This window comes from Vibrio sp., from assembly GCF_984391705.1.
In genome coordinates, this window is record NZ_CFHWOM010000046.1 from 1 (window position 1) to 25428 (window position 25428).

At 44.6% G+C, this 25428-nt stretch carries 26 protein-coding genes; 10 read left to right on the top strand and 16 right to left on the bottom strand.

The window, feature by feature from the left end; all coding sequences use genetic code 11:
- The 5 genes from AC4MRV_RS17295 to AC4MRV_RS17315 form a co-directional block, all read right to left on the bottom strand.
- On the bottom strand, positions 1-221 hold a 221-nt coding region (locus tag AC4MRV_RS17295), incomplete at its 3' end, for an Rnf-Nqr domain containing protein (RefSeq protein WP_491188564.1).
- The gene (locus AC4MRV_RS17300) at positions 221-991 is read right to left on the bottom strand and encodes a Na(+)-translocating NADH-quinone reductase subunit C (protein WP_491188565.1); all 771 of its coding nucleotides are present in this window, start codon (positions 989-991) and stop codon (positions 221-223) included. The genes AC4MRV_RS17295 and AC4MRV_RS17300, both read right to left, overlap by 1 nt.
- On the bottom strand, positions 981-2225 hold the full coding sequence (locus AC4MRV_RS17305; RefSeq protein ID WP_491188566.1) for an NADH:ubiquinone reductase (Na(+)-transporting) subunit B: 1245 nt from the start codon (positions 2223-2225) through the stop codon (positions 981-983). The genes AC4MRV_RS17300 and AC4MRV_RS17305 overlap by 11 nt, the downstream gene beginning before the upstream one ends.
- A gap of 5 nt (positions 2226-2230) precedes the next feature.
- Positions 2231-3571, bottom strand: a complete 1341-nt coding sequence (locus AC4MRV_RS17310; protein WP_491188567.1) for a Na(+)-translocating NADH-quinone reductase subunit A — start codon at positions 3569-3571, stop codon at positions 2231-2233.
- A 432-nt stretch (positions 3572-4003) separates the two neighbouring features.
- Positions 4004-4312, bottom strand: coding sequence for a BolA family protein (locus AC4MRV_RS17315; protein WP_491188568.1), 309 nt, complete (start codon positions 4310-4312; stop codon positions 4004-4006).
- Positions 4313-4450: 138 nt separating this feature from the next.
- On the opposite strand from AC4MRV_RS17315, the gene AC4MRV_RS17320 reads away from it, so the two are divergent.
- The 4 genes from AC4MRV_RS17320 to AC4MRV_RS17335 all read left to right on the top strand — a co-directional run bounded on the left by AC4MRV_RS17320 (position 4451) and on the right by AC4MRV_RS17335 (position 8207).
- Positions 4451-5581, top strand: coding sequence for a methyltransferase (locus AC4MRV_RS17320; protein ID WP_491188569.1), 1131 nt, complete (start codon positions 4451-4453; stop codon positions 5579-5581).
- Between the two features lie 50 nt (positions 5582-5631).
- Positions 5632-6201, top strand: coding sequence for a YajG family lipoprotein (locus AC4MRV_RS17325; protein ID WP_491188570.1), 570 nt, complete (start codon positions 5632-5634; stop codon positions 6199-6201).
- Positions 6201-6746, top strand: coding sequence for a peptidylprolyl isomerase (locus tag AC4MRV_RS17330; protein ID WP_491188571.1), 546 nt, complete (start codon positions 6201-6203; stop codon positions 6744-6746). Before AC4MRV_RS17325 ends, AC4MRV_RS17330 begins: the two co-directional genes overlap by 1 nt.
- Positions 6747-6815: 69 nt before the next feature.
- Positions 6816-8207, top strand: a complete 1392-nt coding sequence (locus AC4MRV_RS17335; protein ID WP_491188572.1) for an AmpG family muropeptide MFS transporter — start codon at positions 6816-6818, stop codon at positions 8205-8207.
- A 61-nt stretch (positions 8208-8268) separates the two neighbouring features.
- Here the strand turns inward: AC4MRV_RS17335 and AC4MRV_RS17340 are convergent, their stop codons facing one another.
- From AC4MRV_RS17340 to AC4MRV_RS17350, 3 genes are read right to left on the bottom strand one after another with little or no spacing between them, the layout of a single operon-like run.
- The gene (locus AC4MRV_RS17340) at positions 8269-8940 is read right to left on the bottom strand and encodes a ChrR family anti-sigma-E factor (RefSeq protein WP_491188573.1); all 672 of its coding nucleotides are present in this window, start codon (positions 8938-8940) and stop codon (positions 8269-8271) included.
- Positions 8937-9521, bottom strand: a complete 585-nt coding sequence (locus tag AC4MRV_RS17345; protein ID WP_491188574.1) for an RNA polymerase sigma factor — start codon at positions 9519-9521, stop codon at positions 8937-8939. Before AC4MRV_RS17345 ends, AC4MRV_RS17340 begins: the two co-directional genes overlap by 4 nt.
- A 38-nt stretch (positions 9522-9559) precedes the next feature.
- Entirely contained in the window at positions 9560-10159 is a 600-nt protein-coding gene (locus tag AC4MRV_RS17350; RefSeq protein ID WP_491188575.1) for an LON peptidase substrate-binding domain-containing protein, read from the bottom strand.
- Positions 10160-10501: 342 nt separating this feature from the next.
- On the opposite strand from AC4MRV_RS17350, the gene AC4MRV_RS17355 reads away from it, so the two are divergent.
- From AC4MRV_RS17355 to csdA, 4 genes are all read left to right on the top strand, one after another.
- A complete protein-coding gene (locus AC4MRV_RS17355) occupies positions 10502-11347 on the top strand; it encodes a nucleoside-specific channel-forming Tsx family protein (protein ID WP_491188576.1) in 846 nt (281 codons plus the stop codon).
- Positions 11348-11446: 99 nt separating this feature from the next.
- Positions 11447-12334 (top strand): 2-dehydropantoate 2-reductase, encoded by an 888-nt coding sequence (gene panE, locus AC4MRV_RS17360; protein WP_491188577.1) that lies wholly within the window; start codon positions 11447-11449, stop codon positions 12332-12334.
- Positions 12331-12936 (top strand): DJ-1 family glyoxalase III, encoded by a 606-nt coding sequence (locus tag AC4MRV_RS17365; protein ID WP_491188578.1) that lies wholly within the window; start codon positions 12331-12333, stop codon positions 12934-12936. Before panE ends, AC4MRV_RS17365 begins: the two co-directional genes overlap by 4 nt.
- A complete protein-coding gene (gene csdA, locus AC4MRV_RS17370) occupies positions 12929-14140 on the top strand; it encodes a cysteine desulfurase CsdA (RefSeq protein WP_491188579.1) in 1212 nt (403 codons plus the stop codon). Before AC4MRV_RS17365 ends, csdA begins: the two co-directional genes overlap by 8 nt.
- 42 nt (positions 14141-14182) lie before the next feature.
- Here the strand turns inward: csdA and radA are convergent, their stop codons facing one another.
- Positions 14183-15562, bottom strand: coding sequence for a DNA repair protein RadA (gene radA / locus AC4MRV_RS17375; RefSeq protein WP_491188580.1), 1380 nt, complete (start codon positions 15560-15562; stop codon positions 14183-14185).
- A 134-nt stretch (positions 15563-15696) separates the two neighbouring features.
- Between radA and AC4MRV_RS17380 the strand changes: the two genes are divergently transcribed.
- Positions 15697-18042 (top strand): PilZ domain-containing protein, encoded by a 2346-nt coding sequence (locus AC4MRV_RS17380; RefSeq protein WP_491188581.1) that lies wholly within the window; start codon positions 15697-15699, stop codon positions 18040-18042.
- Positions 18043-18075: 33 nt separating this feature from the next.
- Here the strand turns inward: AC4MRV_RS17380 and serB are convergent, their stop codons facing one another.
- Positions 18076-19056, bottom strand: a complete 981-nt coding sequence (gene serB / locus AC4MRV_RS17385) for a phosphoserine phosphatase (RefSeq protein WP_491188582.1) — start codon at positions 19054-19056, stop codon at positions 18076-18078.
- Positions 19057-19161: 105 nt separating this feature from the next.
- Between serB and AC4MRV_RS17390 the strand changes: the two genes are divergently transcribed.
- Positions 19162-19764, top strand: a complete 603-nt coding sequence (locus AC4MRV_RS17390) for a YtjB family periplasmic protein (RefSeq protein WP_491188583.1) — start codon at positions 19162-19164, stop codon at positions 19762-19764.
- 73 nt (positions 19765-19837) lie between these two features.
- Here AC4MRV_RS17390 and deoD read toward each other — a convergent pair whose 3' ends face one another.
- The 6 genes from deoD to AC4MRV_RS17420 form a co-directional block, all read right to left on the bottom strand.
- Positions 19838-20557, bottom strand: a complete 720-nt coding sequence (gene deoD / locus AC4MRV_RS17395; RefSeq protein ID WP_491188584.1) for a purine-nucleoside phosphorylase — start codon at positions 20555-20557, stop codon at positions 19838-19840.
- A gap of 90 nt (positions 20558-20647) precedes the next feature.
- Positions 20648-21868, bottom strand: coding sequence for a phosphopentomutase (locus tag AC4MRV_RS17400; protein WP_491188585.1), 1221 nt, complete (start codon positions 21866-21868; stop codon positions 20648-20650).
- 127 nt (positions 21869-21995) lie between these two features.
- Positions 21996-23324, bottom strand: a complete 1329-nt coding sequence (gene deoA / locus AC4MRV_RS17405; RefSeq protein ID WP_491188586.1) for a thymidine phosphorylase — start codon at positions 23322-23324, stop codon at positions 21996-21998.
- 113 nt (positions 23325-23437) lie between these two features.
- The gene (deoC, locus tag AC4MRV_RS17410) at positions 23438-24214 is read right to left on the bottom strand and encodes a deoxyribose-phosphate aldolase (protein ID WP_408690508.1); all 777 of its coding nucleotides are present in this window, start codon (positions 24212-24214) and stop codon (positions 23438-23440) included.
- Between the two features lie 250 nt (positions 24215-24464).
- Complete coding sequence (locus AC4MRV_RS17415; RefSeq protein ID WP_159655120.1) at positions 24465-24635, bottom strand: XapX domain-containing protein; 171 nt, start codon at positions 24633-24635, stop codon at positions 24465-24467.
- A 303-nt stretch (positions 24636-24938) separates the two neighbouring features.
- Positions 24939-25428, bottom strand: a 490-nt coding sequence (locus tag AC4MRV_RS17420; protein WP_491188587.1) for a nucleoside transporter C-terminal domain-containing protein, incomplete at its 5' end; no start/stop codon positions are given.

A 25428-nucleotide genomic window follows, 5' to 3' on the forward strand; every position in this document is an offset into this window, starting at 1 on the left:
ACGATGATACGCACGCTGTTTGGAATGTGGTTACGGATTACCGAAACGAAGAAGTTAGACAGTGCAGTTACAAAGATAACCGCTAGTGTCATTACAAAAGCCGTTTCTAGTTTGGTGGTTACTGCAAGAGCAGAACAAACACCAAGAACCTGAAGCGCGATTGGGTTGTTGTCCAATACTGGTGCTAACAGACTCTTCTTAACGTTTTGTGCGCTAGACATTAGTTCAGACCTCCGTCACGAACTTTTGCTAGGAATGGACCAAAGCCCATATCGCCTAACCAGAAATCAAATGTACCTTGAACACCGTTACCTGTTAGTGTCGCACCTGATAGGCCATCAACACCGTGTTCAGAACCGGCTGGAGCACCACCCTTAACAACTTTGATAGCTGGCTTGAAGTTTTCATCGTAAAGCTTCTTACCAACAAATTGAGCACGCCATGAAGGGTTCTCAACTTCACCACCAAGTCCAGGAGTTTCACCCTGCTCGTAGTAAGTGATTGCAGATACAGTGTTACCGTCAGTTTCTACAGCAACGAATGCGTACATCATTGACCATAGACCATTACCGTGAACAGGTAGAATGATCTTAGATACTGCATCGCCTTCTTTCACTAGGTATACAACACCAGTGTTTGCACGACGTAGGATCTTAGCTTTGTCTTGGTCAGCGGTTAGCTTGATAGACTCTGCTGGATCTTTAGCAGCTTTACGCTGGTCGTAAGTCGCCGCATTACCGTCAACAAAAGCACCAGTTTCAAAATCTACTAGACGAGGTTCGATGTACTGTGCAAATAGCTCAGGTACTTTCTTACCTTCTGCTTCAATGCCAGCAACTTCAACGATCTTAGTTTGCTTATCTAGTACAGCGTTAGCTTTTTGCTTATCACGAAGACCAACGGCTGCTGTTGATACGATGATTGAACAAACAAGGCTCAACCCGACAACAACACCCAGCGTCTTTTTAATGCTGTCGTTATTACTTGCCATAGCGTGCTAGTCTCCGCTTGATGTTCTTCTCAATTACTACATGGTCGAATAGAGGTGCGAACAGGTTAGCGAATAGAATCGCCAGCATCATACCTTCTGGGTATGCTGGGTTAACTACACGGATTAGTACACACATCACGCCGATTAGCGCGCCGTACCACCATTTACCTTTATTAGTAAATGAAGCTGATACAGGGTCTGTCGCCATGAAGAACATACCGAATGCAAAACCACCTAGAACTAGGTGCCAGTGCCATGGCATGTTGAACATTGGGTTAGTATCTGAACCGATTACGTTAAATAGCGTAGCCGTTGCAATCATACCGATCATTACACCCGCGATGATGCGCCAAGAAGCGATTCGCATGTAAACGATCATTGCAGCACCAATCATAAGTGCAAGCGTAGATACTTCACCGATAGAACCTGGGATGTTACCAATGAACGCATCCATCCAAGTGATTGCTTCACCAGATACTGTGTTCACTAGCGCACCGCTACCACCTTGTGCCCATTGGCTAAGCGCCGTTGCACCAGAGAAGCCGTCAGCTGCAGTCCAAACAACGTCACCCGAGATTTGCGCAGGGTAAGCGAAGAATAGGAAAGCACGGCCAGCAAGTGCTGGGTTAAGGAAGTTACGACCAGTACCACCGAAGATCTCTTTAGCAACAACAACACCGAAGGTAATACCTAGTGCCGCTTGCCATAGAGGAAGTGTTGGCGGAACGATCAGTGCAAACAGGATCGAAGTTACAAAGAAACCTTCGTTAACTTCGTGCTTACGCACCATACAGAACAGAACTTCCCAGAAACCACCAACGATGAATACCGTTGCGTAGATAGGTAGGAAGTACGTTGCACCTAAGATCATCTTAGAGCCAACGCCTGCATCGGCGGCTAAGGTGCCACCCAGCATTTCTGTTAGCCAGTAGTGCCAGTTACCTGCAACTACTGCTGCAAGTTGCTCACCAGCATACATGTGGTTAAGCGCTGCGATAGCTTGGCCACCCGCGTTGTACATACCCCAGAACATTGCTGGGAATACCGCGAACCAAACCATGATCATGATACGTTTTAGGTCAACGCTATCACGAACGTGTGAGCTCTTCTTTGTGATTAGACCAGGAGTGTAGAAAACTGTTGCTACAGCTTCGTACAGAGCAAACCATTTTTCATGTTTGCCGCCTGGCTCAAAGTGATGCTCGATGTCTTCAAGAAACTTTTTAAGAGCCATGAAAATTACCCTTCCTTCTCGATCTTATCTAGGCATTCACGAAGTAGTTCACCGTACTCGTACTTACCAGGACAAACAAAGGTACACAATGCTACATCTTCTTCGTCTAGCTCTAGCGCACCCAGTGCTGCTGCACTGTCAGTATCGCCTGCACATAGATCACGAAGTAGCAGAGTCGGTTCCATATCAAGCGGCATAATGCGCTCGTAGTTACCGATTGGAACCATAGAACGATCACTACCGTTAGTCGTCGTTGTCATGTTGAACAACTGACCTTTGAAGATGTGACCAAGGAATGAGCGAGTGATAGAGAACTTGTTCTTACCAGGCATAGCCCAGCCGAATAGCTCTTTTTCACGGCCTTCACGTAATACAGAAACCTGTACGTGGTAACGACCTAGGTAAGCGTGAGGACCAGTTGCGTGAGTACCTGTTAGTACCGAACCAGAAATCACACGAACTTCACCTGGCATTAACTCGCTGTCCGTTACGTCTTCAAGGCTTGCACCTAGAGTTGTACGAACTAGACGAGGGTTATTCACTACTGGGCCAGCCAGAGAAATAACACGGTCAGTATAAAGTTCACCAGTTAGGAACAACTTACCGAACGCAATAACGTCTTGGTAGTTGATGCTCCACGCCACATTTTCTGCATTTACTGGGTATAGGAAATGCATGTGGGTGCCAGCAAGACCTGCTGGGTGAGGGCCATCAAATACATGCTCTTCAACATTTGACTGAGAAGAACGTGGCAGACTAGTACCAGATTTACATACGTAAACCTTGCCATCTGTCAACGTTGAAAGCAGATCTAGACCTGCAACGAATGCTTCTTGTTGTTCATTGATGATCAACTCAGGCTGAGCTGCTAGAGGATTAGTATCCATAGCAGTTACGAAGATAGCCTTTGTAGAAGACTCAATTGCTGGAACCTTGCTGAACGGACGAGTACGTAAAGCTGTCCAAAGACCAGATTCAACTAGTTGAGTTTTTACCGCTTCGCGGTCAAGACCTGCTAGTTGGCTAGCTTCAAACTTGTCAAAAGTAACCTGTTCTTCACCTGCTACTTCAATCACAACAGATTGAAGTACACGTTTAGCACCACGGTTAATCTCGATCACTTTACCAGCTACTGGCGCAGTAAATTTAACACCTGGGTTCTTCTTGTCTTCAAAAAGAACTTGGGCTTTCTTTACTTCGTCGCCAACGCGGACATGCATGGTAGGACGCATGCCAACGTACTCTTCGCCAAGCAAGGCGACTTTTTTGATGGTCTTACCATCATTAATCACCTGGGATGGAGCTCCTGCGATAGGAAGATCCAAGCCCTTCTTTATTGTAATCATACGCACTTGCACTACTTTTATCGGGAAAAAGATTCTTTGATTGCGTAACTTTTAGACACGACACTAGTGTCCGGTTTTGGCATTGTTTCAAACACCAAAATCGCAACATCCTATTAAAAATCTCGCTACAAGAAAACGGCGAGATTTATCAGGTGCGATAGTCTAGCATCTTTTGGGAAGTTGATGCCATGACCAATACAGGTATTAAAGGAGATATTTCGAAGGAATTGAGTTTAAAAGGCTAAGGAATAGTCATAAGTTTGAGCCATCGCACAAACACTAATGTCCACAACTGGCGTAATGTTTCTATCCATTCATATCGTGAAACAATCTGAATTAAAACTAATCGAATGATTTATTTGTTTATACATTGTTAACACGTGTAAGCTGAACAACCAATAAAAAAGGCAGCTTTGCTGCCCTTTGGAAAAACTATTTGGAACCGCCTAAACACATAGGGCTGTCAGGTGCAGACTGCTCCTGCGCTTGCCACTCGCTCGCGGTGTAGGTGTGAATAGAAAGTGCGTGAATGTGGTTTGCTAATTCGTCAGCTAATACTTGATTCACTAAACGGTGTCGGCCAATCAACCTCACTCCTTCAAACTTTGCACTCACCAAAATCACTTTGAAGTGACTTTCTGAGCCTGGAGCAACGTTGTGCATATAGCTCTCATTGATAACCTTTAAGTACTCGGGTTCCAATTCAGTATGCAGTTTGGTTTCAATCACTTCTTGCAGCATTGTGTTTCACCATTTAATTATGAACAGCTTCAAAGGATAGATAATAATCGTACTGGCTATAAAGCAAAAGGTTTTAGTTTCCTGTTTGCTGCTCTTCTGCGACAATTTAATCACTATTAATTAGCTAATCACTCAATTATGAAAACTGAGCTTTCGCTACACGATCGCACCCTTATTCTGCACCGTTATCCCATAAGAAACAATGAAACCCTTCAAGCTTGGGATGCCGGAGACGAGTATCTCATCAATCATGTTGAGCAGTTAGCCTTACCATCGCAACAACATATTTTAATTCTCAACGACCATTTTGGCGCATTGAGCTGTTGGTTTTCCGATCAACACCGAGTCACTATGATGAGTGATTCATTCATTTCACACCAAGCAACATTGGCTAACTTAGCTCAAAACCAATGTGGCCAAGTGTCCTTAGCTTCTACAATCGACGATGTCCCAAAAGATGTTGATCTGGTATTGATTCAACTGCCAAAAAGTAACCGCCATTTGGTATGGCTACTTCATCAGTTGAGAAAGACACTGCCAAACGATGTTCCGGTTATTGCCGTAAATAAAGCAAAAGAAATCCATACATCAACATTGAAGCTGTTTGAAAAACATCTAGGCATAACTACAACATCACTTGCATGGAAAAAACACCGCTTAGTTTTTGCTTGCTCCAATACCCAACACGCTATGGAAGTCGAGCCATTTACTTCCTGGCAGGTGGAAGAACACGACATCCAATTAGACAATTTGCCCAATGTCTACTCTGGAGAAAGCTTAGATCTTGGTGCTCGATTTATGCTACAGCATTTGCCTAAGGGGCTAGAAAGCAAGAGAGTTATAGATCTTGGATGCGGTAACGGTGTGCTATCAGTGAAACTTGCTCAGCTTAATCCTGACATCACGTTGACCTGCGTTGACGAGAGTTTCATGTCAACGCTTTCTGCAAGGCGTAATCTAGAAAACAATGTGCCCAACTTCACCAGCTTTACCTGTACCACAAACAACTGCCTAGATGGATTCGAGGCACATAGTGCAGACCTCGTTGTCTGTAATCCTCCATTCCATCAGCAACAAGCCATTACAGATCATATCGCATGGCAAATGTTCTGTGATGCAAAGCATGTTCTTAGCACTGGTGGGCAATTATTAGTTATCGGTAACCGCCACCTCGGCTACGATGGGAAGTTATCAAGATTATTTGGTAAGTCGAACGTTAAGCAAGTTGCGGCAAACAAAAAATTTGTTATTTTACAAGCAACTAAATAGTTCACTATCCTAGTTCTAGGACTATCGAGTTTCGAATAAAGGAAATTACAATGAGAAAACTGGTTTTAGCCGCATCAATGGCACTTCTCACCGCGTGTGCAGCGCCTCAACAAGAGCAAATTAACTTTATGCCAAAAGCGGTACTTAGCAATGGCGATTTAGTTCAAGATGCGACGTTCAGTCTAACCAGCAAAGATGTTCGCTCGGCTCAATACGTCGCTTTAGTGGATAGTGGCCGTTCAAACATTGAACCTATCCATTCAAAGCAAAATGTTCGAATCTCTCTTGAGAATGCTTTACTAGAGCAGTTCCAATCGCAGGGTTTTAGAAGCACTGTAACCAGCGAGAACAGCATTCAAATCGAAGTTCAAGAAGCATTAGTTTCCGTAAAGCATACCATTATGGAAAATGAAATGGATGGTAAGGTAGTTGTCGAAATCACAGCTGAAACACCGCAAGGTAAACTTGTAAAAACTTACACAGGTACCGCTAAACGTACTGGTGCGTTAAGTGCTTCTAATGAAGATATCGAAGGCGTATTAAACGACGTAGTAAATCTTGTTTTGCAAGAAGTCGCCAACGATCGTGAGCTTCAATCTTACATGCAGGAGCGTTTCTAATGCGTAAATTGGCCATAGCATCTTTAGCACTATTTAGCAGCTTAGCACTCGCGGGACCTAAGGTAGAATTCGAAACAAATTTAGGCTCATTTACGGTTGAACTCAATGACCAACGCGCCCCTATCACTGTGAAGAACTTTTTACGTTATGTGGAAGATGGCAGCTATGTTGGCACTCAATTTCACCGAGTTATTCCTGGTTTTATGGCTCAGGGTGGCGGCTTCGATAAAGATATGAAGCAATTGCCGACCTATGCTCCAATCAAGAACGAAGCCAACAATGGTTTGCAAAACAAAACCGCGACGCTTGCAATGGCAAGAACCAATGATCCTGATTCTGCTACACGTCAGTTCTTTATTAACTTTGTCGATAACAGCTTTTTGGACTACGACCAACGTCCACCAGGTTATGCGGTATTTGGTAAAGTGACTCAAGGATTCAATGTTGTTCAGGACATGAGTCAAAAACGCACTCATACCGTTGGCCGCTACCGAGACGTACCGGTTGAGCCTATTATTATAACTAAAGCAACTCTCCTTCCATAATCACTCTTTCAGGCTCTAGCTTTTCGGCTAGAGCCTTTTGCTGACCGAAACTTCTACAAGGAATCGTGTATGTCTTCTGACTCTCCTTCCATGACTTGGCGAGAAACCATCCAAAGCTATATGGACAAGCGCTTATTATGGGTGTTCATGTTAGGCTGCTCGAGTGGCTTTCCATGGGTTCTTATTGGTTCCAATATGTCTGGTTGGCTCAAAGATGCTGGACTGACTCGTGCAGCAATCGGCTACTTTGGTAGCGTATTCGCTGTCTATGCCATTAATTTTCTTTGGGCTCCGCTTGTCGACCGCGTCCGTCTTCCTGTTTTACATTCCTTTTTAGGTCAACGTCGTAGCTGGATTTTCTTGTGTCAATCTGTGGTACTCGTCTGCACGCTGTTTATTGCTGGTGTTGATCCATCTCAGAACTTGATGCTCACTTCTATGTTGGCACTTGGCATCGCAATATCATCAGCAACTCAAGATATTGCGATCGACGCATTCCGTATAGATAGCTTCCCTAAATCGGAACCATCTAAATTACCTCAAGCTTCTGCGATGGCAGTCATTGGCTGGTGGACTGGGTACTCGGTTCCTGGCTATTTGGCCTTTATCAATGCGGATGCAATTGGTTGGAATGGCGTCTACTACGGAATGGCCGCTATTGTAGGGTTATTGATGCTCTTTACCTTACTTGTAGGAGAGCCAAAAACACACCGTGCATCTTTACAGGCAGAAGCAGAGCAGCGCCACAACCAAGTCGTAGGTAATAAAGCTCTCGCTTGGATTACGGTAACCGTTGTCGAACCTTTCCTAGACTTCTTCAAGCGTAATGGCTTCCGCGTCGCACTGACACTACTTTTGTTCGTGTTCTTGTTTAAGATTGGGGAAGCATTCTTAGGAAGAATGTCGATCACTTTCTATAAAGAAGTTGGCTTCTCGAATGAACAAATTGGTTACTACTCAAAACTGATTGGTTGGGGATTAACCATCCTATTTACTTTGATCGGTAGTATGGTCAATGTGAAATTTGGTATCGTTCGCGGCTTAATGATCGGTGGTATCGCCATGGCATCAAGTAACCTAATGTTTGCTTGGATGGCAAAAGTGGGACCTAATGAACAGCTATTCTTAGCGACTCTCGTCGTGGACAACTTTACTTCTGCCTTCTCAACCGTTGCCTTTGTTTCCTTCTTAACCGTGGTAACAGGTCAAGCGTTTTCAGCCACTCAGTATGCTTTGCTGGCCTCACTAGGTAACTTTGGTAGAACGACTCTCGCATCCTTCTCCGGCGAGCTTGTCGATTATCTAAATGACTGGTCAATGTTCTTCATTTTAACCGCACTAATGGTCATTCCAAGTCTATTGATGCTCTATTCGTTGAGACACTATTTTTCTGACATGTTGGAGAAAGCTCGAAAGCGAGATGCTGAAGAATCAGAGCAAGTGAAAGCTACAGATTCTTAAGTCCCAGAAAACAAGAAGGCTTGGAAAAACCAAGCCTTTTTCATTGTTGCTGAACAGATAATTAAGGATACAACCCCTTCCCGAATCTGTTGAACAGGCGCGCCACCCCTTGCGTAAATATCATCGGCTCAGTGAGGACCGTTAAACATAAACAGTCTTCACCTTTCTGAGTAAATGGACTGTGCTTGATAGACGCATCTTTTACTAGGTAATCACCTGCTTCATAGTGACCATCTTCATCACTAAAACCACCATGTAAAATTAAGGTTGATTCAATCCCTTTATGGGTGTGTTGGGGAATTTGCACATCTTCGGCGATATACATCAAATTCACTCGACAAGAATCCGAAATGTCTACTGGAGCGCTAAACACCTTACCGCCGTAGCTTTTCCAATCACCGATATCACTGCTAAAGCGGCTTATCGCACGTGGTAACATGAACGATTTATCATTAACCACAATTAGCTTTGGCTGCTGAGGAAGACGAAATGGTTCATTGTTTTGCTCAAGGGCCACAATATCATCAAACATCTCGGCTAACGGGTCTGAACTCGTCTCATTTTCTACGTCTAGACTGAACAGGGCTTGGCCACACTGTTGCTCAATCATCGCGACTTGTCTGTTACAATGAGGGCAAGCTTCCAAATGAATGGCTACCGTGAATGCGGTCACCGCGTCTAACGTACCTTCAACATAGGCTTGAAGCATCTGGCTGTCGGGATGGTAACTCATAATTTATCCGCCTCTATTGAATGTCTTAGTTTCTCAACAGCAAGCCTTAGTCTCGACTTTACTGTACCCAAAGGGATATCAAACATCTCCGCCACTTGTTGGTGAGGAAGATCTTCTAAGTAGACGGCCTGAACAACTTTTCTCTGAGCCTCAGGAAGCGTATCCAAGAATTTTACAACTTGCTCTTTAAGCATATCCGCTTCCGGAGAATAATGGTCCACCATATCAGGTGGGCAGTAATCATTGGGCCAAATATCTTCAGAGTGCAAATGTTGGTCACGACCTTTTTGACGACGGAGCATGTCGAAACATAGATTCCTCGCAATCGTAAAAATCCATGTTGAGAGTGAACTTTTGTCACCGTTAAAAAGAGCGCTTTTTTGCCAAACCGTTGCTAATGTTTCTTGCACCATTTCTAATGCGACCTGCTCGTTACCAACATGTCTGTAGGTAAACTGCTTTAAGCGGGGAGAGAAATGTTTGAACACTAAGGCAAAGGCTTGCTTGTCTTGCTGTTTAACCCTATCCATACATGAAGCCCAATCAGCTTTAGTATAGTTTTGCGTATCCAGATTGCTCATTCGACTATCCTTTACACCCTGTAATTGACCTTACTACGTTAAAGGTAGCGGTTAGGATCATTATTGGACTCATAATTTAGAGTTTGGCTCAAATAATTCACCGCAGACTGGCAATCCAACTCAAGCGCAAGAGAGTCAAACTGCCTGTTTGATAAAGGAAGTATTTCTAACCAACGTTGACTAACCCAAGTCTCATCATCAAAAAACTTTTGGTCATACAGTTTATTGAGCTGCTCGAACTGTGTGTAGACCTCTTGAAGTTTTAAACTCAGAGTTTCCCCTTGCTGGCACAGTTCTTTTACTTGCCAGTTAGGCAACCATTCTACCTTGGCAAACCGCAAGCCATCATGCTCAGTTCTCACTCTCCGAATCATAAACCTCTTGAGGCCTGTAACGGTAATGCCCAATAAACCATCATCTAACTGCTCAAAATCGATAATTTGCACTAGGGTACCAACTGAGGATAACTCGCTATCTTCAACTCTATGTTGCTTTTCAAACAAACAAATGCCAAACAGCCCATCTTGCTTTAGAGCATCAACCACTAACCGCTTATACCTCTCTTCAAATACACGAAGTCTCATTTTACCTTCAGGTAACACAATAGAGCTCAACGGAAATAGCATTACCTCTTGCATCAACAACTCCTTCAAACACTTTAGTTACAGATACGCAACTTATTTAAGAAAGATCAGGTAAATGAGGAATTGAACATGTGATGAACATCAAATTCAAACCAAGCGTTTGCGTAATCGTTACCTCTATCATTTTTTGTGCAACTAAAATTTAGTTCCGTTGCATGACCATTTTTAACTTGTTAATGAGATCCAGATCGCTCAATTTAGTTTTTTTTACATCAGTTGCAGATGGTTTTTGAGATTTTTATCGATATTATGCAGCCCCATAAAGCACGACAAAGATTGTGCACTTAAACAAATATCCAATGAATAATTGAATTAACAAACATAGAGAGTTCCACTATGCGTAAATCACTTCTAGCTCTTGGTGTTGTGGCAGCGATGACAGCTCCAGCAATGGCAGCAGACTACTCAGATGATGTTCACAAGAATGACTCAAAATTCCTGCAGTTTAACCTGATGCACACGGTAAATGAAAAGCCAGGCAGCATCGACCACACTTACCTTGAAATGGAGTTTGGTGGTCGCTCAGGTATTTTCGATCTGTACGGTTACATTGATGTGTTCAACTTGACGAATGATGACGACAGCGATAAAGCAGGCGGTGATCGTTTATTTGCTAAATTCGCGCCTCGTATGTCACTAGACGGTCTAACTGGTAAAGACCTTTCTTTCGGTCCAGTTCAAGAACTATACATCGCAAACTACACCGTTATTGACGGTGGTGCATCATACAGTTACGAACTAAGCAAAACTGACCCTAACACAGGCGAAAACCTAGTAGCTGAGAAAGAGCCTGGCTTCCAATCAATGATCGGTATTGGTTCTGATGTCATGGTTCCATGGTTCGGTAAAATGCAGTTCAACCTTTACGCAAACTACGACGTAAAACAAAAAGACTGGAACGGCTACCAAGTATCGACAAACTGGTTCAAACCATTCTACTTCTTTGAAAACGGCTCATTCATTTCATACCAAGGTTACGTTGATTACCAATTTGGTATGAAAGAAGAGTACAGCTCTGCTAGCCATGGTGGCGCAATGTTTAACGGTCTCTACTGGCACAACGATCAATTCGCTGTCGGTTACGGTCTTAAACTATACAGCGATGTATACGGCATCGAAGACAGCAGCGCATTCGAATCGTCTGGCGTTGGTCATTACTTCGCTGTCACGTACAAGTTCTAAACAGCGCATAATAAGTGGCACCTTCGGGTGCCATTTTTATTTGCTTTCTCGCCTGATAACCTTATTCTCTTGGCAAATCCTCAATTTCCAGAATAAGACATGAATATTGTAGTTTTGGGGCCTGGTGCGGTCGGCTCTTTGTGGGCATATTCACTACATAATGCAGGGCATTCAGTTTCTCTTTATTCACAACAGAGTTCGTCTGAACTAACGCTCCAGCTTGACGATAAACCATCGTTTACTCTAGCGAATAACCAGCCATCTCATCTCCAACAAGCAGACTTAATACTGGTCACAGTCAAAGCCCCCCATGTCGTATCTGCGCTTGAGCCCTTACTGCAGCATATTCATTCTGACTGTATTGTCGTACTAATGCACAATGGAATGGGTACCGCAGAACTTGTCACTTCACGACTACCGAATAACCCACTTGTGTTGGCGACCACAACACACGGTGCATTGCGTCTCTCTAAGCATCATGTATCTCACACGGGGTTTGGGCAAACCCAATTGGGTGGTTTCAATTCAAAAGGAAAGCAGTGCCAATTTCTTCAAGAAGTATTTGCGCACGCTCTGCCTCAAGTAATCTGGAATAATGACATAATGAATGCGCTATGGCTTAAGCTGGCCATCAACTGCGCGATAAACCCGCTAACCGCGATCCACCAGGTGAATAATGGTCAACTTGCACAAGTAGCATACCGTGACACTATACATAGCGTACTTGATGAACTGCATCTCGTGTTGACTAAGGAAGGCCAAGCCCTGACACGCGAAGAGCTCGAAATACACGTTTATAATGTTATTCAAGCAACAGCAAAAAATCATTCATCTATGCATCAAGATATTGTCCATAGGCGCCCAAGTGAAATAGACTTTATCACTGGCTATCTCATACAAAGAGCGCAACACCACCACTTAGCCGTGCCGGTCAATATGGCGCTATATCAACAAATCAAACACATTGAACAGAGTTGGACATCATGAGCAAAAAAGTACTAATCCCTATCGCACCAGGAACAGAAGAAATGGAGGCGATTACCATCATAGATATGATGGTACGAGCGGGGTACGAAGTTACCGTGGCAAGCGCTGACTTTGATGGCCAACTCACGATGAAAGCCTCTCGAGGCGTCACACTTACTGCAGATTGCAAATTAGTGGATGTCGCAGATGACGAGTTTGACGCAGTAATTTTACCTGGTGGTATCGAAGGCTCAGAGACATTCAGAGATAGTACAGTACTAGTAGAAATCGTGCGCCAGCAAATGTACGAAGGCAAGCTTGTCGCCGCAATTTGCGCCGCCCCAGCTCTTGTTCTGTTGCATCATGACCTTTACCCAGAAGCCCTGATGACTTGCCACCCTAGCTTCCAGGAGCGTATTCCAGAAAAATATCGCCGTGTTAAGCGTGTCACTTACGATATCAATCACAATCTTCTCACCAGCCAAGGCCCTGGAACCGCTCTTGAATTTGCGATGGAAATCATCATAAATCTATCAGGTAAAGCTCATGCTTGGACAGTTGCAGAGCCAATGGTCACGATTCCAACATTGCAGTATCACAAACTAGGTGATGAGAATGTTTGATGCTCAGAACGTTGCAAGCGAATTCCCAGCTCTACAACAACAAATCAATCAGCAACGCTTAGTTTACCTTGATAGCGCTGCTACTACTCAAAAACCTAAATGCGTGATCAGTGCAATCAGCCAATACTATGAGCGACAAAATGCAAACGTGCATCGTGGTAGCCATAGTTTGACGGCAGAAGCCACTAGCCAATTTGAGGCTGCTCGCCATACTGTTGCAACATTCATTGGTGCGGCTTCCCCCAAGGAAGTGATCTGGACGCGCGGTGCGACTGAGGCGCTGAACTTAATTGCCCAGACTTATGCTAGGAATACACTCAAACCTGGCGATGAGATTTTAGTTGGCGAGATGGAACATCACGCGAATATCGTCCCATGGCAGATAGTGGCAGAGCAAACTGGCGCTATAGTGACAAAGATCCCAATGACCAATAACTGCCGATTGGATATGGCGTCCTTTGAGCAGTTGATTAATAGTAGAACGAAAATTGTTGCTATCGCCCACATTACCAACGTCACCGGGACTCGTCAGCCAATTGAAGAAATAATCCAGAAAGCCCATCAAGCAGGAGCGGTTGTTGTGGTTGATGGTGCACAAGGCATCGTTCATGAGCAACTGAATATGAGCGTTCTGGATGCAGATTTTTACGTTTTTTCCGGCCATAAACTCTACGCCCCTGCCGGCATCGGTGTTTTGTTTGGCAAGTTGGATTTGCTTGAGTCTATGCCACCATGGCACGGCGGTGGAAAAATGGTCGAAAAAGTGTCGTTTTCCGGAACCACATTTACGCAAGTCCCCGGAAAATTTGAAGCTGGTACCCCTAATGTAGCTGGCGCGATAGCACTCGCAGAAGCGATCGATTGGTACTCTCAATTTGACCATTGTTCTGTCGAGCAGCATATCCACCATTTAGTCGAGTTGGCTTACGAATCACTAAAAACCATCGACGATGTGAAAATACTTGGCTATCAGAAAGGCGCATCGGTACTCTCATTTATTCTTGAAGGAGTTCACCACCAAGACGTTGCGACCTTGCTTGATCAACAAGGTATCGCTGTTCGTGCTGGTAATCACTGTGCCCATCCACTAATGGATGCACTTGGCGTAAAGGGCACCATTCGTGCTTCATTTGCTGTCTACAACACGCAAGATGACGTTGAACGTTTAGTGGCTGCAGTTGAGAAAGCGGCTGATATGCTCTAGATATAAAAAAGGTCGGCAAATGCCGACCTTTTTAATGATTCATCACAATTCATCAAATGCTTCAATCGCCTCAGAGAGCTTCTTCACCCCATGAATTTGCATGCCCGGAATACCGCCTTTGGGCATATTCGCAGCAGGGACAATCGCTTTCTTAAAGCCATGTTTAAATGCTTCATTCAAACGCTCTTGACCGCTAGGTACAGGACGAATCTCCCCTGCTAACCCTACTTCACCAAACACCACCACATCTTTTGGTAACGGACGATCTCTAAAGCTTGAAAGTAGAGCCATCACCAAAGCCAAGTCTGCACTGGTTTCTGTGACTTTTACCCCGCCAACGACATTAACAAATACGTCTTGATCTGCCATTTGTAAGCCACCATGTTTATGCAGGACAGCTAACAGCAATGACAAACGGTTCTGCTCTAAACCGACAGCAACACGGCGAGGATTGGCTAATTGAGAGTAATCAACCAAAGCTTGAATTTCCACCAGCAGTGGTCGCGTACCTTCCCACACCACCATCACTGAGCTACCAGAGGTATCTTCTTCACCACGGGACAAGAAGATTGCCGATGGGTTACTGACTTCTTTAAGTCCTTGCCCCGTCATAGCAAATACACCCAGTTCATTCACCGCACCAAAACGGTTTTTATGGCTGCGTAACGTTCTAAAGCGGCTGTCCGTTCCACCATCAAGCAGCACTGAGCAGTCAATGATATGCTCAAGTACCTTAGGTCCAGCTAAAGTGCCATCTTTCGTTACGTGGCCAACAATAAACACTGAGACATTGTTTTGCTTAGCATAACGCGTTAACGCTGTCGCTGATTCACGCACCTGAGCAACACTACCCGGTGATGATTGCACATCGGACACGTGCATTACTTGGATCGAGTCGATCACCAAGATCTTTGGTTGTTCTTTTTCCGCAATCTGGCAGATACGATCCACATTCGTTTCAGAGAGCATCTTCAAGTTATCTTTAGGTAAGCCCAAGCGAGATGCTCTCATCGCTACCTGCTGCAAAGACTCTTCACCTGTAACATAGAGAGTTGGCATTTGTGACGCTAGGTAACACATCGTTTGTAGCAGCAGAGTAGATTTACCCGCGCCCGGGTTACCACCAATCAATATTGCCGCTCCTGGCACCACACCGCCGCCAAGCACGCGATCTAATTCTTTGAAGCCACTAGTAAAACGCGGTACTTCTTGCAGATCTATTTCTGATAGCGTCTGAACCTGAGTCTCACCAGAATTACCTGCATAACCAGTTAATCGCTCATTGCGTGCAGCTGCAGGGGAAGCGGCAAGTCTCACTTCGCTGATGGTATTCCACGCTCCACATGCATTGCATTGCCCTTGCCAACGGGGAAAGTCTGCGCCACAGTCGTTACAGACGTACGCTCTTTTTGCTTTAGCCATGTCGCCTCATATTGGTATTTGTGAACTGGGATATTGCTTTGAGCCTAATTTTGCTTGATTCGCGGTAACTTATCACTAAAGATCTTAATATCAAGGTCGATATCCTGAAGTATGGAGTACTTTAAACAATCAATATGCAGCAGCCAGAAATCCTTTCTTTAGCAGAAAGACTTATTCCTGCTTATCACGCGGATGATTTTGAATTCCTTCTCGGTCAAATGACAGAAGGCGAGCCCCCATCAGTCAAAATTCTGGTAAAAATGGAGCTAAACCGTGTAATGGCTCCGTGCACAAAAAGTATTGACCTTCGCGGACGCGTTAACGGTGAATGCCGAGAGTATCAGCTTGATGGTCTAAAGCACTGGCTTGACGACGTTGCATTCAACGCGTACCACAAAAATACCCGTAAGTTTGGTGGCTATACCGAAGGGGTATGGGAAGCACTTTGTAATACGCATAATAACTTCAGAGTCATGAAACAACGAGGACACTCACCTGGTGGTGGCACAGCCTCAGAATCAAACCCTCTTGAAGTAGAAGCGATTAATCTCGGCTATGATCTTAAACGCCGAGAAAACCGTTTAAGAATTTCTTCTCAAATAGAAATCAAGCTCGCTAACAAGCAGTTAGTTCACGCCGTTACTATCGATTTATCTCCATCAGGAGCCAAGTTTAAAGTACCGTCTGCCTTTGACTACAAACTTGGTGAAATTGTAAATGTTCGCTTTGTTGAACTAGAGCAAACCAGTGACATCGAAGGAATTCATAATTCTATTCCATACCGCGTTGTCGGTATTGATGAATCCTATGAAAACGACGCGGTTAAGTTTTTACGATTGTTAAAGCTCGATGATACCAACACTCTCAGTATTGTGATCGAGCAGTACCTAAAGAACGATGCACAAAAAGCACGTCACGATAATCAAGACAAGATAATTCGAGCTCGCTCACGTGGCTTCGAACACACCTATCTCAAACACACATGCAATTTGCCAGTATTTTTCAGTGGTGACGAACTCAAGCTAGTACTCATGACTGAGAACAATTATGCCATTTGGCAGTACTGGCAAGACGAACGAAACCAGCAGACTCTTAGCAGCCTTTTCAATGCGCAACGCATGACCAACCTTACAACGCCAGGAATGAAGGGCAGTAACAATGTACTTTATTCATTCACACATGAGCACAAAGGTCAGCAACTGTTTTTCTCGATGATGATGCCCGAGGCTACGCGTGAAGTAAGGCAATTGTTTTGGCACATTGGGGCAAAAAAAGAGAGCTGGAAAGCGTTCAGGCTGTCTGTGTTTGAACTCTCAGAAGAAGAGCGACAGGAATTAGCACAGCACTCCACCGAACTTGGCTTAGAGCCTAACTGCCTAACTCACTGTGGTATGTTGCAGGAAATCAGTGACCACCGGAGTCGTCAAGATTACCTCTTAACTGATAAACCAAGGTTAGCCAGTAGTGAACTGAACCAATTCCGTCATAATCGTAATCCAAGCTACAACCCCGTTTGCCTTTATTTTGATGCAAAGTCTCGCCGTAAAGAGCCTAGATATCAGTTTAAGTCTCCAATCGAGCTTACACTGAGCAATGGAGAAGTGCTGCAAGGAACAACGTTAGATCTTTCTAAACATGGCGCTAGTATTGCGTTGGCTGAGCCATGCAGACTTAAAGCTGACGACCTCTGTACTATCAACTTCAAAGAGCTTCAGCTATACGATAAAAAGTTGCCACTGGATAGCGTGCCATACAAAATCATTCGTATCAGCCCAAGTGGCAAACAGTTACAACTCGCGATGATTGAAGAGAGCCACACAATGCGTGTTATTGCATTCTTTGGTCGTCTCATTACTCATAATCAAGAAAAGCTTATCGCGAAGAAAGAGCTGTTACCAAGCAACGATTTACTCGAAGGTCTTCACGATATTCTGCTAGATAAAGTCGTGAGCTCTCCTATCTTTGTTGAGAAGAAAGGCAGCAACCTACGCCCAAAAGTGATCGGTATAAATTACCCAATCCCTTCTTATTTGACCTTAATGGCAAAATTAGGCAGCGGTCAAAACTACTCGCTTGAACCTATCTACAAAGGACGAACAAGTACGCTGTTAGCTCAACCGATGAAAAGGGTTGAGGGAGCAGAACCACAATACCAAGAGCTATACATAGTCGCACTCAAGTTTGGTACTCGAATTCAATCCGTCGAGTCTAAATTGTTAAGTGATTTTAGTAGCATCAAGGAGCGTATCGCTTTTATTAAGAATGCTCAGTCTATGGGAGAGTTTTACGCAATTCGAGTCTGTGGAACGCCGGTCTTTGATCCAATGACGGCATTAATCCAAAAAGATCTCCAAGAGCTTAGCCAAGTAAGTCTTCATAAGGCGCGAAGCCTTGAGAAAGAGATCAATGGAATAGTCGGTTATGGTGAGTTAACCGACATTACGGAAGAAGTATTAATTAGGCTTGAGCTAACTCAATAACAAAGGCGAGGATACCCTCGCCTTTTTGTTTTGTTATTTGAGAGGAGAAAAACTGACTCGTTTTTGCTTAACCAAGAGTGCGGATAAAATGCAAATCACCCCTCCAAGCCCGCTGTAGCGGATTGCGGTTTGAGCTTGCTGTTCGACTTTAGGCTTTGCATGATATGCGATTCCAAGCCCAGAAGCACTCATCATGGTTAAATCATTCGCCCCATCTCCGACCGCAATTGTGTTATGCGGCTCGACATCATATTGCTCAGCTAATTGAACAAGGATATCGGCCTTAGTTTGAGCTGAAACCACCTCACCTAACACTTGTCCAGTAAGCTTACCATCAACGATTTCTAGCTGGTTCGATTGCGCATGATCTAGGCTGAGATGATCTTTCAAATAATCTGAAAAGTATGTGAATCCACCAGATGCAATAGCGGTTTTCCATCCAAACCGTTTAAATGTTTGAATGAGCTCAGGAAGATCTGGCATAAATGGTAATTCTGAACGCACCTGTTCAAGAATACTCTCGTCCGCTCCTTTTAGCTTGCCAACGCGCTGGCGCAGACTTTGCTCAAAGTCCAACTCTCCTTGCATTGCACGCTCCGTGACTGCCGCTACCTCTTCCCCCACTCCAGCTAGTTTAGCTATCTCATCAATACACTCTATCTGAATAGCTGTTGAGTCCATATCGAACACCACTAAACCTGGCTTAGAGAGATCGGGGATATCTTGAAGCTTGGCATAGTCTAGCTCTAAGGCCTGTAGAATCTCTTCATGCTCTGGAGTTAACGCTCCTTCCATGAGAGCCACTTCGTATTGGCCCACTTTCCAGACATCAATCACTGAGTTGTAATAACCAGTGTAGAAATCAATATCTTCAAACTGTGCAGCTGACAAATACGTGCTAAACACAATCCAGTTCGCTTTCGCTTTATCAAAGCTAGTAGCAAGACGTGTTTCGGGTAGACGATTGACGAGGGGTATATGACGACGAATGGGTAACGTGTTGAACCTGTCCATGTTTTGAATCCTTATAAAACCTTACCACACGTTAACCTATTGCAATTTGAAAGCGCAAGTCTCAATATGTTCTTCAGCTAAATTTAACGGATATTTTGGTGTCAGATGGACTCATCTTTGTTTTCATTTCGAAATGCTTTGCGCGCGCTCGCCATACTCTCTTTAGTGGCAATGGTGGCTATTATTGGCGTAAATAGCGTTAAGATCACCAAGGGCAATGAACAAATCCAGCAAAACCAGCTAGAGACATTAACTCAAGTCCTCGTCTCCCAAGCTTCTCTTTCTGCTGGGGATATGATCATCAGCCAAGATCAAGAACGCCTGCTGAAACTCACTAACCAACTAGCGCAAGATAGATTAGTTTATGACGCGACTATCTATGATGCGGAAGGAATACGCCTTGCTTCTAGTGACAGTGCTAAGTCAGTCCGTCAGATTCTGGGGCTAGACACTCCACTTGAAACCGCTCGTATTGGTAAACAGCAATTGGTTGAGCCTATTATTCGAGACAATGTTGTATTGGGTTTTGTCCGAATCACCTTTGAAACGGGTCGTGTAACCGCTTTTTCGGATCACTATTACCGTAAAAGCGACCGCTATATGTACACCATGGTGGGCATGAGTTTTATTTCTGGCTTATTGTTGGCTATTGTTATTCGTCGCAAGCCAAAACAGAAAGGCGAAAACTTGTTGCTAAAAGACATGTAGAAAAATTAGAGAGTATAAAAACACTAAAGGGTTGGCGTCATACGCCAACCCTTTATTTTACTAGTTAGTACGCTTATTCGTCATCACCCAGAAGAACAGAGTCTAGAGCAATGATCATCATGTCGTTGAACGTTGTCTGACGCTCATCTGAAGTCGTTTGCTCGCCTGTTTTGATGTGGTCTGAAACAGTACAGATAGTCAAAGCTTTAGCACCGTACTCAGCACATACGCCGTAGATACCCGCCGCTTCCATCTCAACACCTACGATGCCGTATTTGTCCATTACGTCGAACATTTCTGGATCTGGCGTGTAGAACAGCTCAGCAGAGAACAGGTTCCCAACTTTCACTTCAATGCCACGAGCTTTCGCTGCGTCTTCTGCGGCACGAACCATCTTGTAGTCTGCGATAGCTGCAAAGTCATGGCCTTTAAAGCGAATACGGTTCACTTTAGAGTCAGTACACGCACCTATGCCGATCACAACGTCGCGAACTTTAATATCTTCACTTACCGCACCACAACTACCGACACGGATGATCTTCTTCACGCCAAAGTCTTTGATAAGCTCAGTCGCGTAAATAGAACACGATGGGATACCCATACCGTGACCCATTACTGATACTTTACGACCTTTGTAAGTACCCGTGAAACCGTACATGTTGCGTACATCACATACCTGTACAACGTCTTCCAAGAAAGTTTCCGCAATGTATTTAGCACGTAGCGGATCACCCGGCATTAGTACGACGTCTGCGAATGCACCCATTTCTGCGTTGATATGTGGAGTTGCCATGATTTAATTTCCTTTTCTTAATCGGATATAAGTAAGCAATAAACAAAAGAATAGAGGGACAAGCCCTCTATTTAAAATATCTATTTAGAATTACAGAAAGTTTTTACCGTAATCCATTGGTGAGGTACCAAAGTGGCTTGCTAGCGTTTGGCCAATATCAGCAAACGTATCACGTAGACCTAAAGAGCCCGCTGGTACTTTAGCGCCGTATACGATCACAGGGATATGCTCACGTGTATGATCTGTACCTGGCCATGTTGGATCACAACCGTGGTCAGCAGTAAGAATTAGCAAGTCATCTTCTTCCATCAGCTCCATTACTTCATGGATACGACCGTCAAAGTACTCTAGCGCTGCTGCATAACCCGCTACGTCACGACGGTGGCCGTAAGCAGAATCAAAGTCAACAAAGTTAGTGAATACGATAGTATTATCACCCGCTTCTTTGATTGCTTCTTTGGTCGCTTCAAATAGAGCTGGGATGCCCGTAGCTTTGGTCTTCTTAGTGATACCACAGCCAGCATAAATATCAGAGATCTTACCAATCGAGTGAACTTCACCGCCCTTCTCATCAACTAGCTTTTGAAGAATTGTTGCTGAAGGTGGCTCAACGGATAGGTCACGACGGTTACCCGTACGCTCAAACTGGCCTTTACCTGGGCCGATGAATGGACGAGCGATAACACGACCAATGTTGTAATCTTCAAGCTCTTCACGTGCGATTTGGCACAGCTCTAGAAGACGGTCTAAGCCGAATGTTTCTTCATGACATGCAATTTGGAATACAGAGTCAGCAGAAGTATAGAAGATTGGTTGGCCAGTCTTCATATGCTCTTCACCCAGATCATCAAGAACCTGTGTACCTGACGCGTGACAGTTACCTAGGAAGCCGTCTAGACCTGCACGCTCAAGAATGCGGTCTGTTAGCTCTTTCGGGAAGCTGTTTGCTTTATCAGTGAAGTAGCCCCAATCAAACAGTACAGGTACACCTGCAATTTCCCAGTGACCTGATGGAGTATCTTTACCAGAAGAAAGCTCAGCCGCATGGCCGTATGCACCGATGATTTCAGCGTCAGCGTCAAGGCCAGGAGCAAAGCTGCCTGTTGACTCTTTGTGCGCCATCGCTAAGCCTAGCTTAGATAGGTTAGGTAGCTTAAGTGCGCCGCTACGGTCTGCGTTGTCAGCTAAACCTTTGTCACACTGCTCTGCGATGTGACCTAGGGTGTCAGAACCCACATCACCAAAATCTTTCGCATCAGCCGTTGCACCGATACCAAATGAGTCTAAGACTAAAATAAATGCTCTTTTCATTGCTCTCTTCCTTTAACTGGCCGAGAGAAAATGCTCAATCGACCAATCTAATTGTAATTATTTAACCCAGCCTGGTTGAAGTTGCAGCGAAAACATAAGCACTGCTGCAGCTTCAAGTATGACGAGATTACAGGTCTTCCGCGCGAATCTGACGATACACCTCTGGCGTAGGCGTATATTCACCACCAATTGTAATCGCCGCTTTCAGTGCGTTCGCCGCTTCTTGCCACTGCTCTTCATTGCGAGCGTGGATCACAGCTAGAGGCTTGTCACTAGACGCTTGTTCACCCAAGCGAATAAAGCCATCAAAGCCGACTGCGTAGTCGATCACGTCGGTTGCAACGCGGCGACCACCACCCATAGAAACAACTGCCATACCGATTGCACGGGTATCCATTGCTGAAACGACACCAGATTCATCAGCAAATACTGGCTTGATGATTTCTGCTTTTTCTAGGTAGTTGTCGTAGTTTTCTACGAAATCTACTGGGCCACCAAGGCCTGAAACCATCTTGCCGAAGCACTGTGCCGCTTTACCGTTATCGAGTACTTCCATCAGTTTTGCACGCGCATCTGCTGTGTCATCAGCAAGTTTTGCCAATACCAACATTTCAGCACATGACGCCATCGTTACTTCCAGTAAACGAGGGTTACGGTATTCACCAGTTAGGAACTGAACCGCTTCACGAACTTCTACTGCGTTACCCGCTGAAGAAGCCAGTACTTGGTTCATATCAGTTAGAATTGCAGTTGTCTTGGTGCCTGCACCGTTTGCTACCGCTACGATTGATTTCGCTAGCTCTTCAGATGCTTCGTAAGTTGGCATAAACGCACCAGAGCCTACTTTTACATCCATAACTAGAGACTCAAGACCGGCAGCCAGTTTCTTCGACAGAATTGACGCTGTGATAAGCGAGATGTTGTCTACTGTCGCGGTAATATCACGAGTCGCGTATACACGCTTGTCTGCAGGTGCTAAGTCACCAGTTTGACCGATAATCGCCACGCCTGCGTCTTTTGTCACATCACCAAACACTTCGTTGGTTGGTGTGATGTTGTAGCCTGGAATTGACTCAAGCTTGTCTAGCGTACCGCCAGTGTGACCAAGGCCACGACCAGAGATCATAGGAACGAAACCACCACATGCTGCCACCATAGGACCAAGCATTAGCGAAGTTACGTCACCCACACCACCGGTTGAGTGTTTATCAACGATAGGACCGCCAAACTCTTTGTGGCTCCAATCGATCACCATGCCAGAGTCACGCATTGCACACGTCAGTGCGATACGCTCAGGCATGGTCATCTCGTTGAAAAAGATTGCCATTGCAAACGCCGCGATCTGACCTTCAGATACAGTGTTTTTTGCAACGCCTTGAATGAAGAAGTTGATTTCTTCGGCAGTTAGAACTTCGCCGTCGCGCTTTTTACGAATAATTTCTTGAGGTAAGTACATTAGATCCTCCCATGCTTTGAGCAGCAAGGTTGTAAGGTAAAGAGGTAATGTGGAGCAGCGAGTCACTACTCCACCAAACAGACTTTATTTTTATTAATTCTCGAACGAGAAAATTAGTAAGCTGCTGGATCAGCAGTTTCGTCTGTTACTTCTAATGTATTAAGTAGGTTAGTTAGTAGGCTTGACGCACCGAAACGGTAGTGACGAGCATCAACCCAGTTGTCACCTAGGATTTCATCAGCCATTGCTAGGTATGCCGCTGCGTCTTCTGCAGTGCGAACACCACCTGCTGGTTTGAAACCAACAGTTTCTGCAACGCCCATATCGCGAATAACTTCAAGCATCATGCGAGCGTATTCTGGAGTTGCGTTTACTGGCACTTTACCAGTTGAAGTTTTAATGAAGTCTGCACCCGCTTTGATACAGATTTCAGAAGCTTTCTTGATTAGCGCTTCTTCTTTCAGTTCACCTGTTTCGATGATCACTTTAAGAAGGATGTCACCACACGCTTCTTTACATTGCTTCACTAGCTCGAAGCCAACTTCTTCGTTACCTGCCATTAGAGCACGGTAAGGGAATACTACGTCTACTTCATCTGCACCGTAAGCAACTGCCGCTTTAGTCTCAGCAACTGCGATTTCAATGTCGTCGTTACCGTGTGGGAAGTTAGTTACAGTCGCGATGCGAACTTCTGGTGTACCTTGCTCACGAAGTGTCTTCTTAGCAATAGGAATAAAGCGAGGGTAAATACAGATTGCAGCTGTGTTACCTACTGCTGATTTTGCGTCATGACAAAGTGAAATAACTTTCGCGTCTGTATCGTCATCATTCAACGTAGTTAGGTCCATTAGTTTGAGTGCACGTAGTGCTGCTGCTTTTAAATCGCTCATTTCTATCTCCGATCAATATTCAAAAATTTTACTGCTCAACTCGATTATCGAGTTAGCCATGTAGTCATTAATGAACGGACTTGGTTCCTTGAAGACTCAGGGGTAACAGCGAATTAACCCCTAATTGCTATCCTTGTCACCGCACAGTACCAGTTTGGTCTATGGCACAACAATCCACGATTGAGTGTCTAACGGTATACGTAGCTTTCACTACGGCCAGCGCCAATCATACTCCTTGTATCAATCAACGCTAGCTAAAAAACTTCTCAATAATCCATTGATAAGTTACGCCACCTAAGTAAACACCGACAATCCCCATCACTCCTGATAAAACGGGTGGCGCGGGTACGGGTAACTTGATGACTGAAAACAGGATTCCGACAACAAACCCAGCTAGGGTTGCGAGGATAACTTCATTCATGAGTTATAGCCTACTTTCTATAGATATATACATTATAGATATTTGTCGCAAAACTGTAGTGGCTCATAGAGCGCAAACGGTTTGTATCTCAAAAAAGTCGTTGGTTAACGTTTGCTCGATAAAGTGCATTGGCAAACCTTATCCAACTAAACACTCAACATTCTAAGAGTGTCGCGCCCAAGGTGTTTTATAACCTGAGGCTGTTTTACTGCCGCTAAGTACAGAAAAACAAAAAGCCCCGCAGCAAGAAACTTGCTACGGGGCTTTGTAAAACGGCGTCTATATAATCTTTCGCTTAATCAATTAGAAAGATAGGAAGAAGCCAGCGATTGTCGCCGCCATTAGGTTAGATAGCGTACCAGCACAAACCGCTTTAACACCCATACGAGCGATGTCGTGACGACGGTTTGGAGCTAGACCACCTAGACCACCTAGTAGAATCGCGATAGAAGAAAGGTTTGCGAAACCACATAGAGCGAATGCGATAATAGCTTGAGTCTTCTCAGACATTACTTGACCAGTTGCTGGAACAACTTGAGCAGCATCACCAACGTAAGGTACGAAGTTTAGGTAAGCTACGAATTCGTTAACAACCAGTTTCTGACCGATGAATGAACCAGCAAATGTTGCTTCAGCCCATGGAACACCGATTAGGAATGCTAGAGGTGCGAACAACCAACCTAGAAGAAGTTCTAGAGTTAGGTTTTCCATACCGAACCAACCGCCAACGCCACCTAAGATACCGTTGATTAGAGCGATTAGACCGATGAATGCTAGTAGCATTGCACCTACG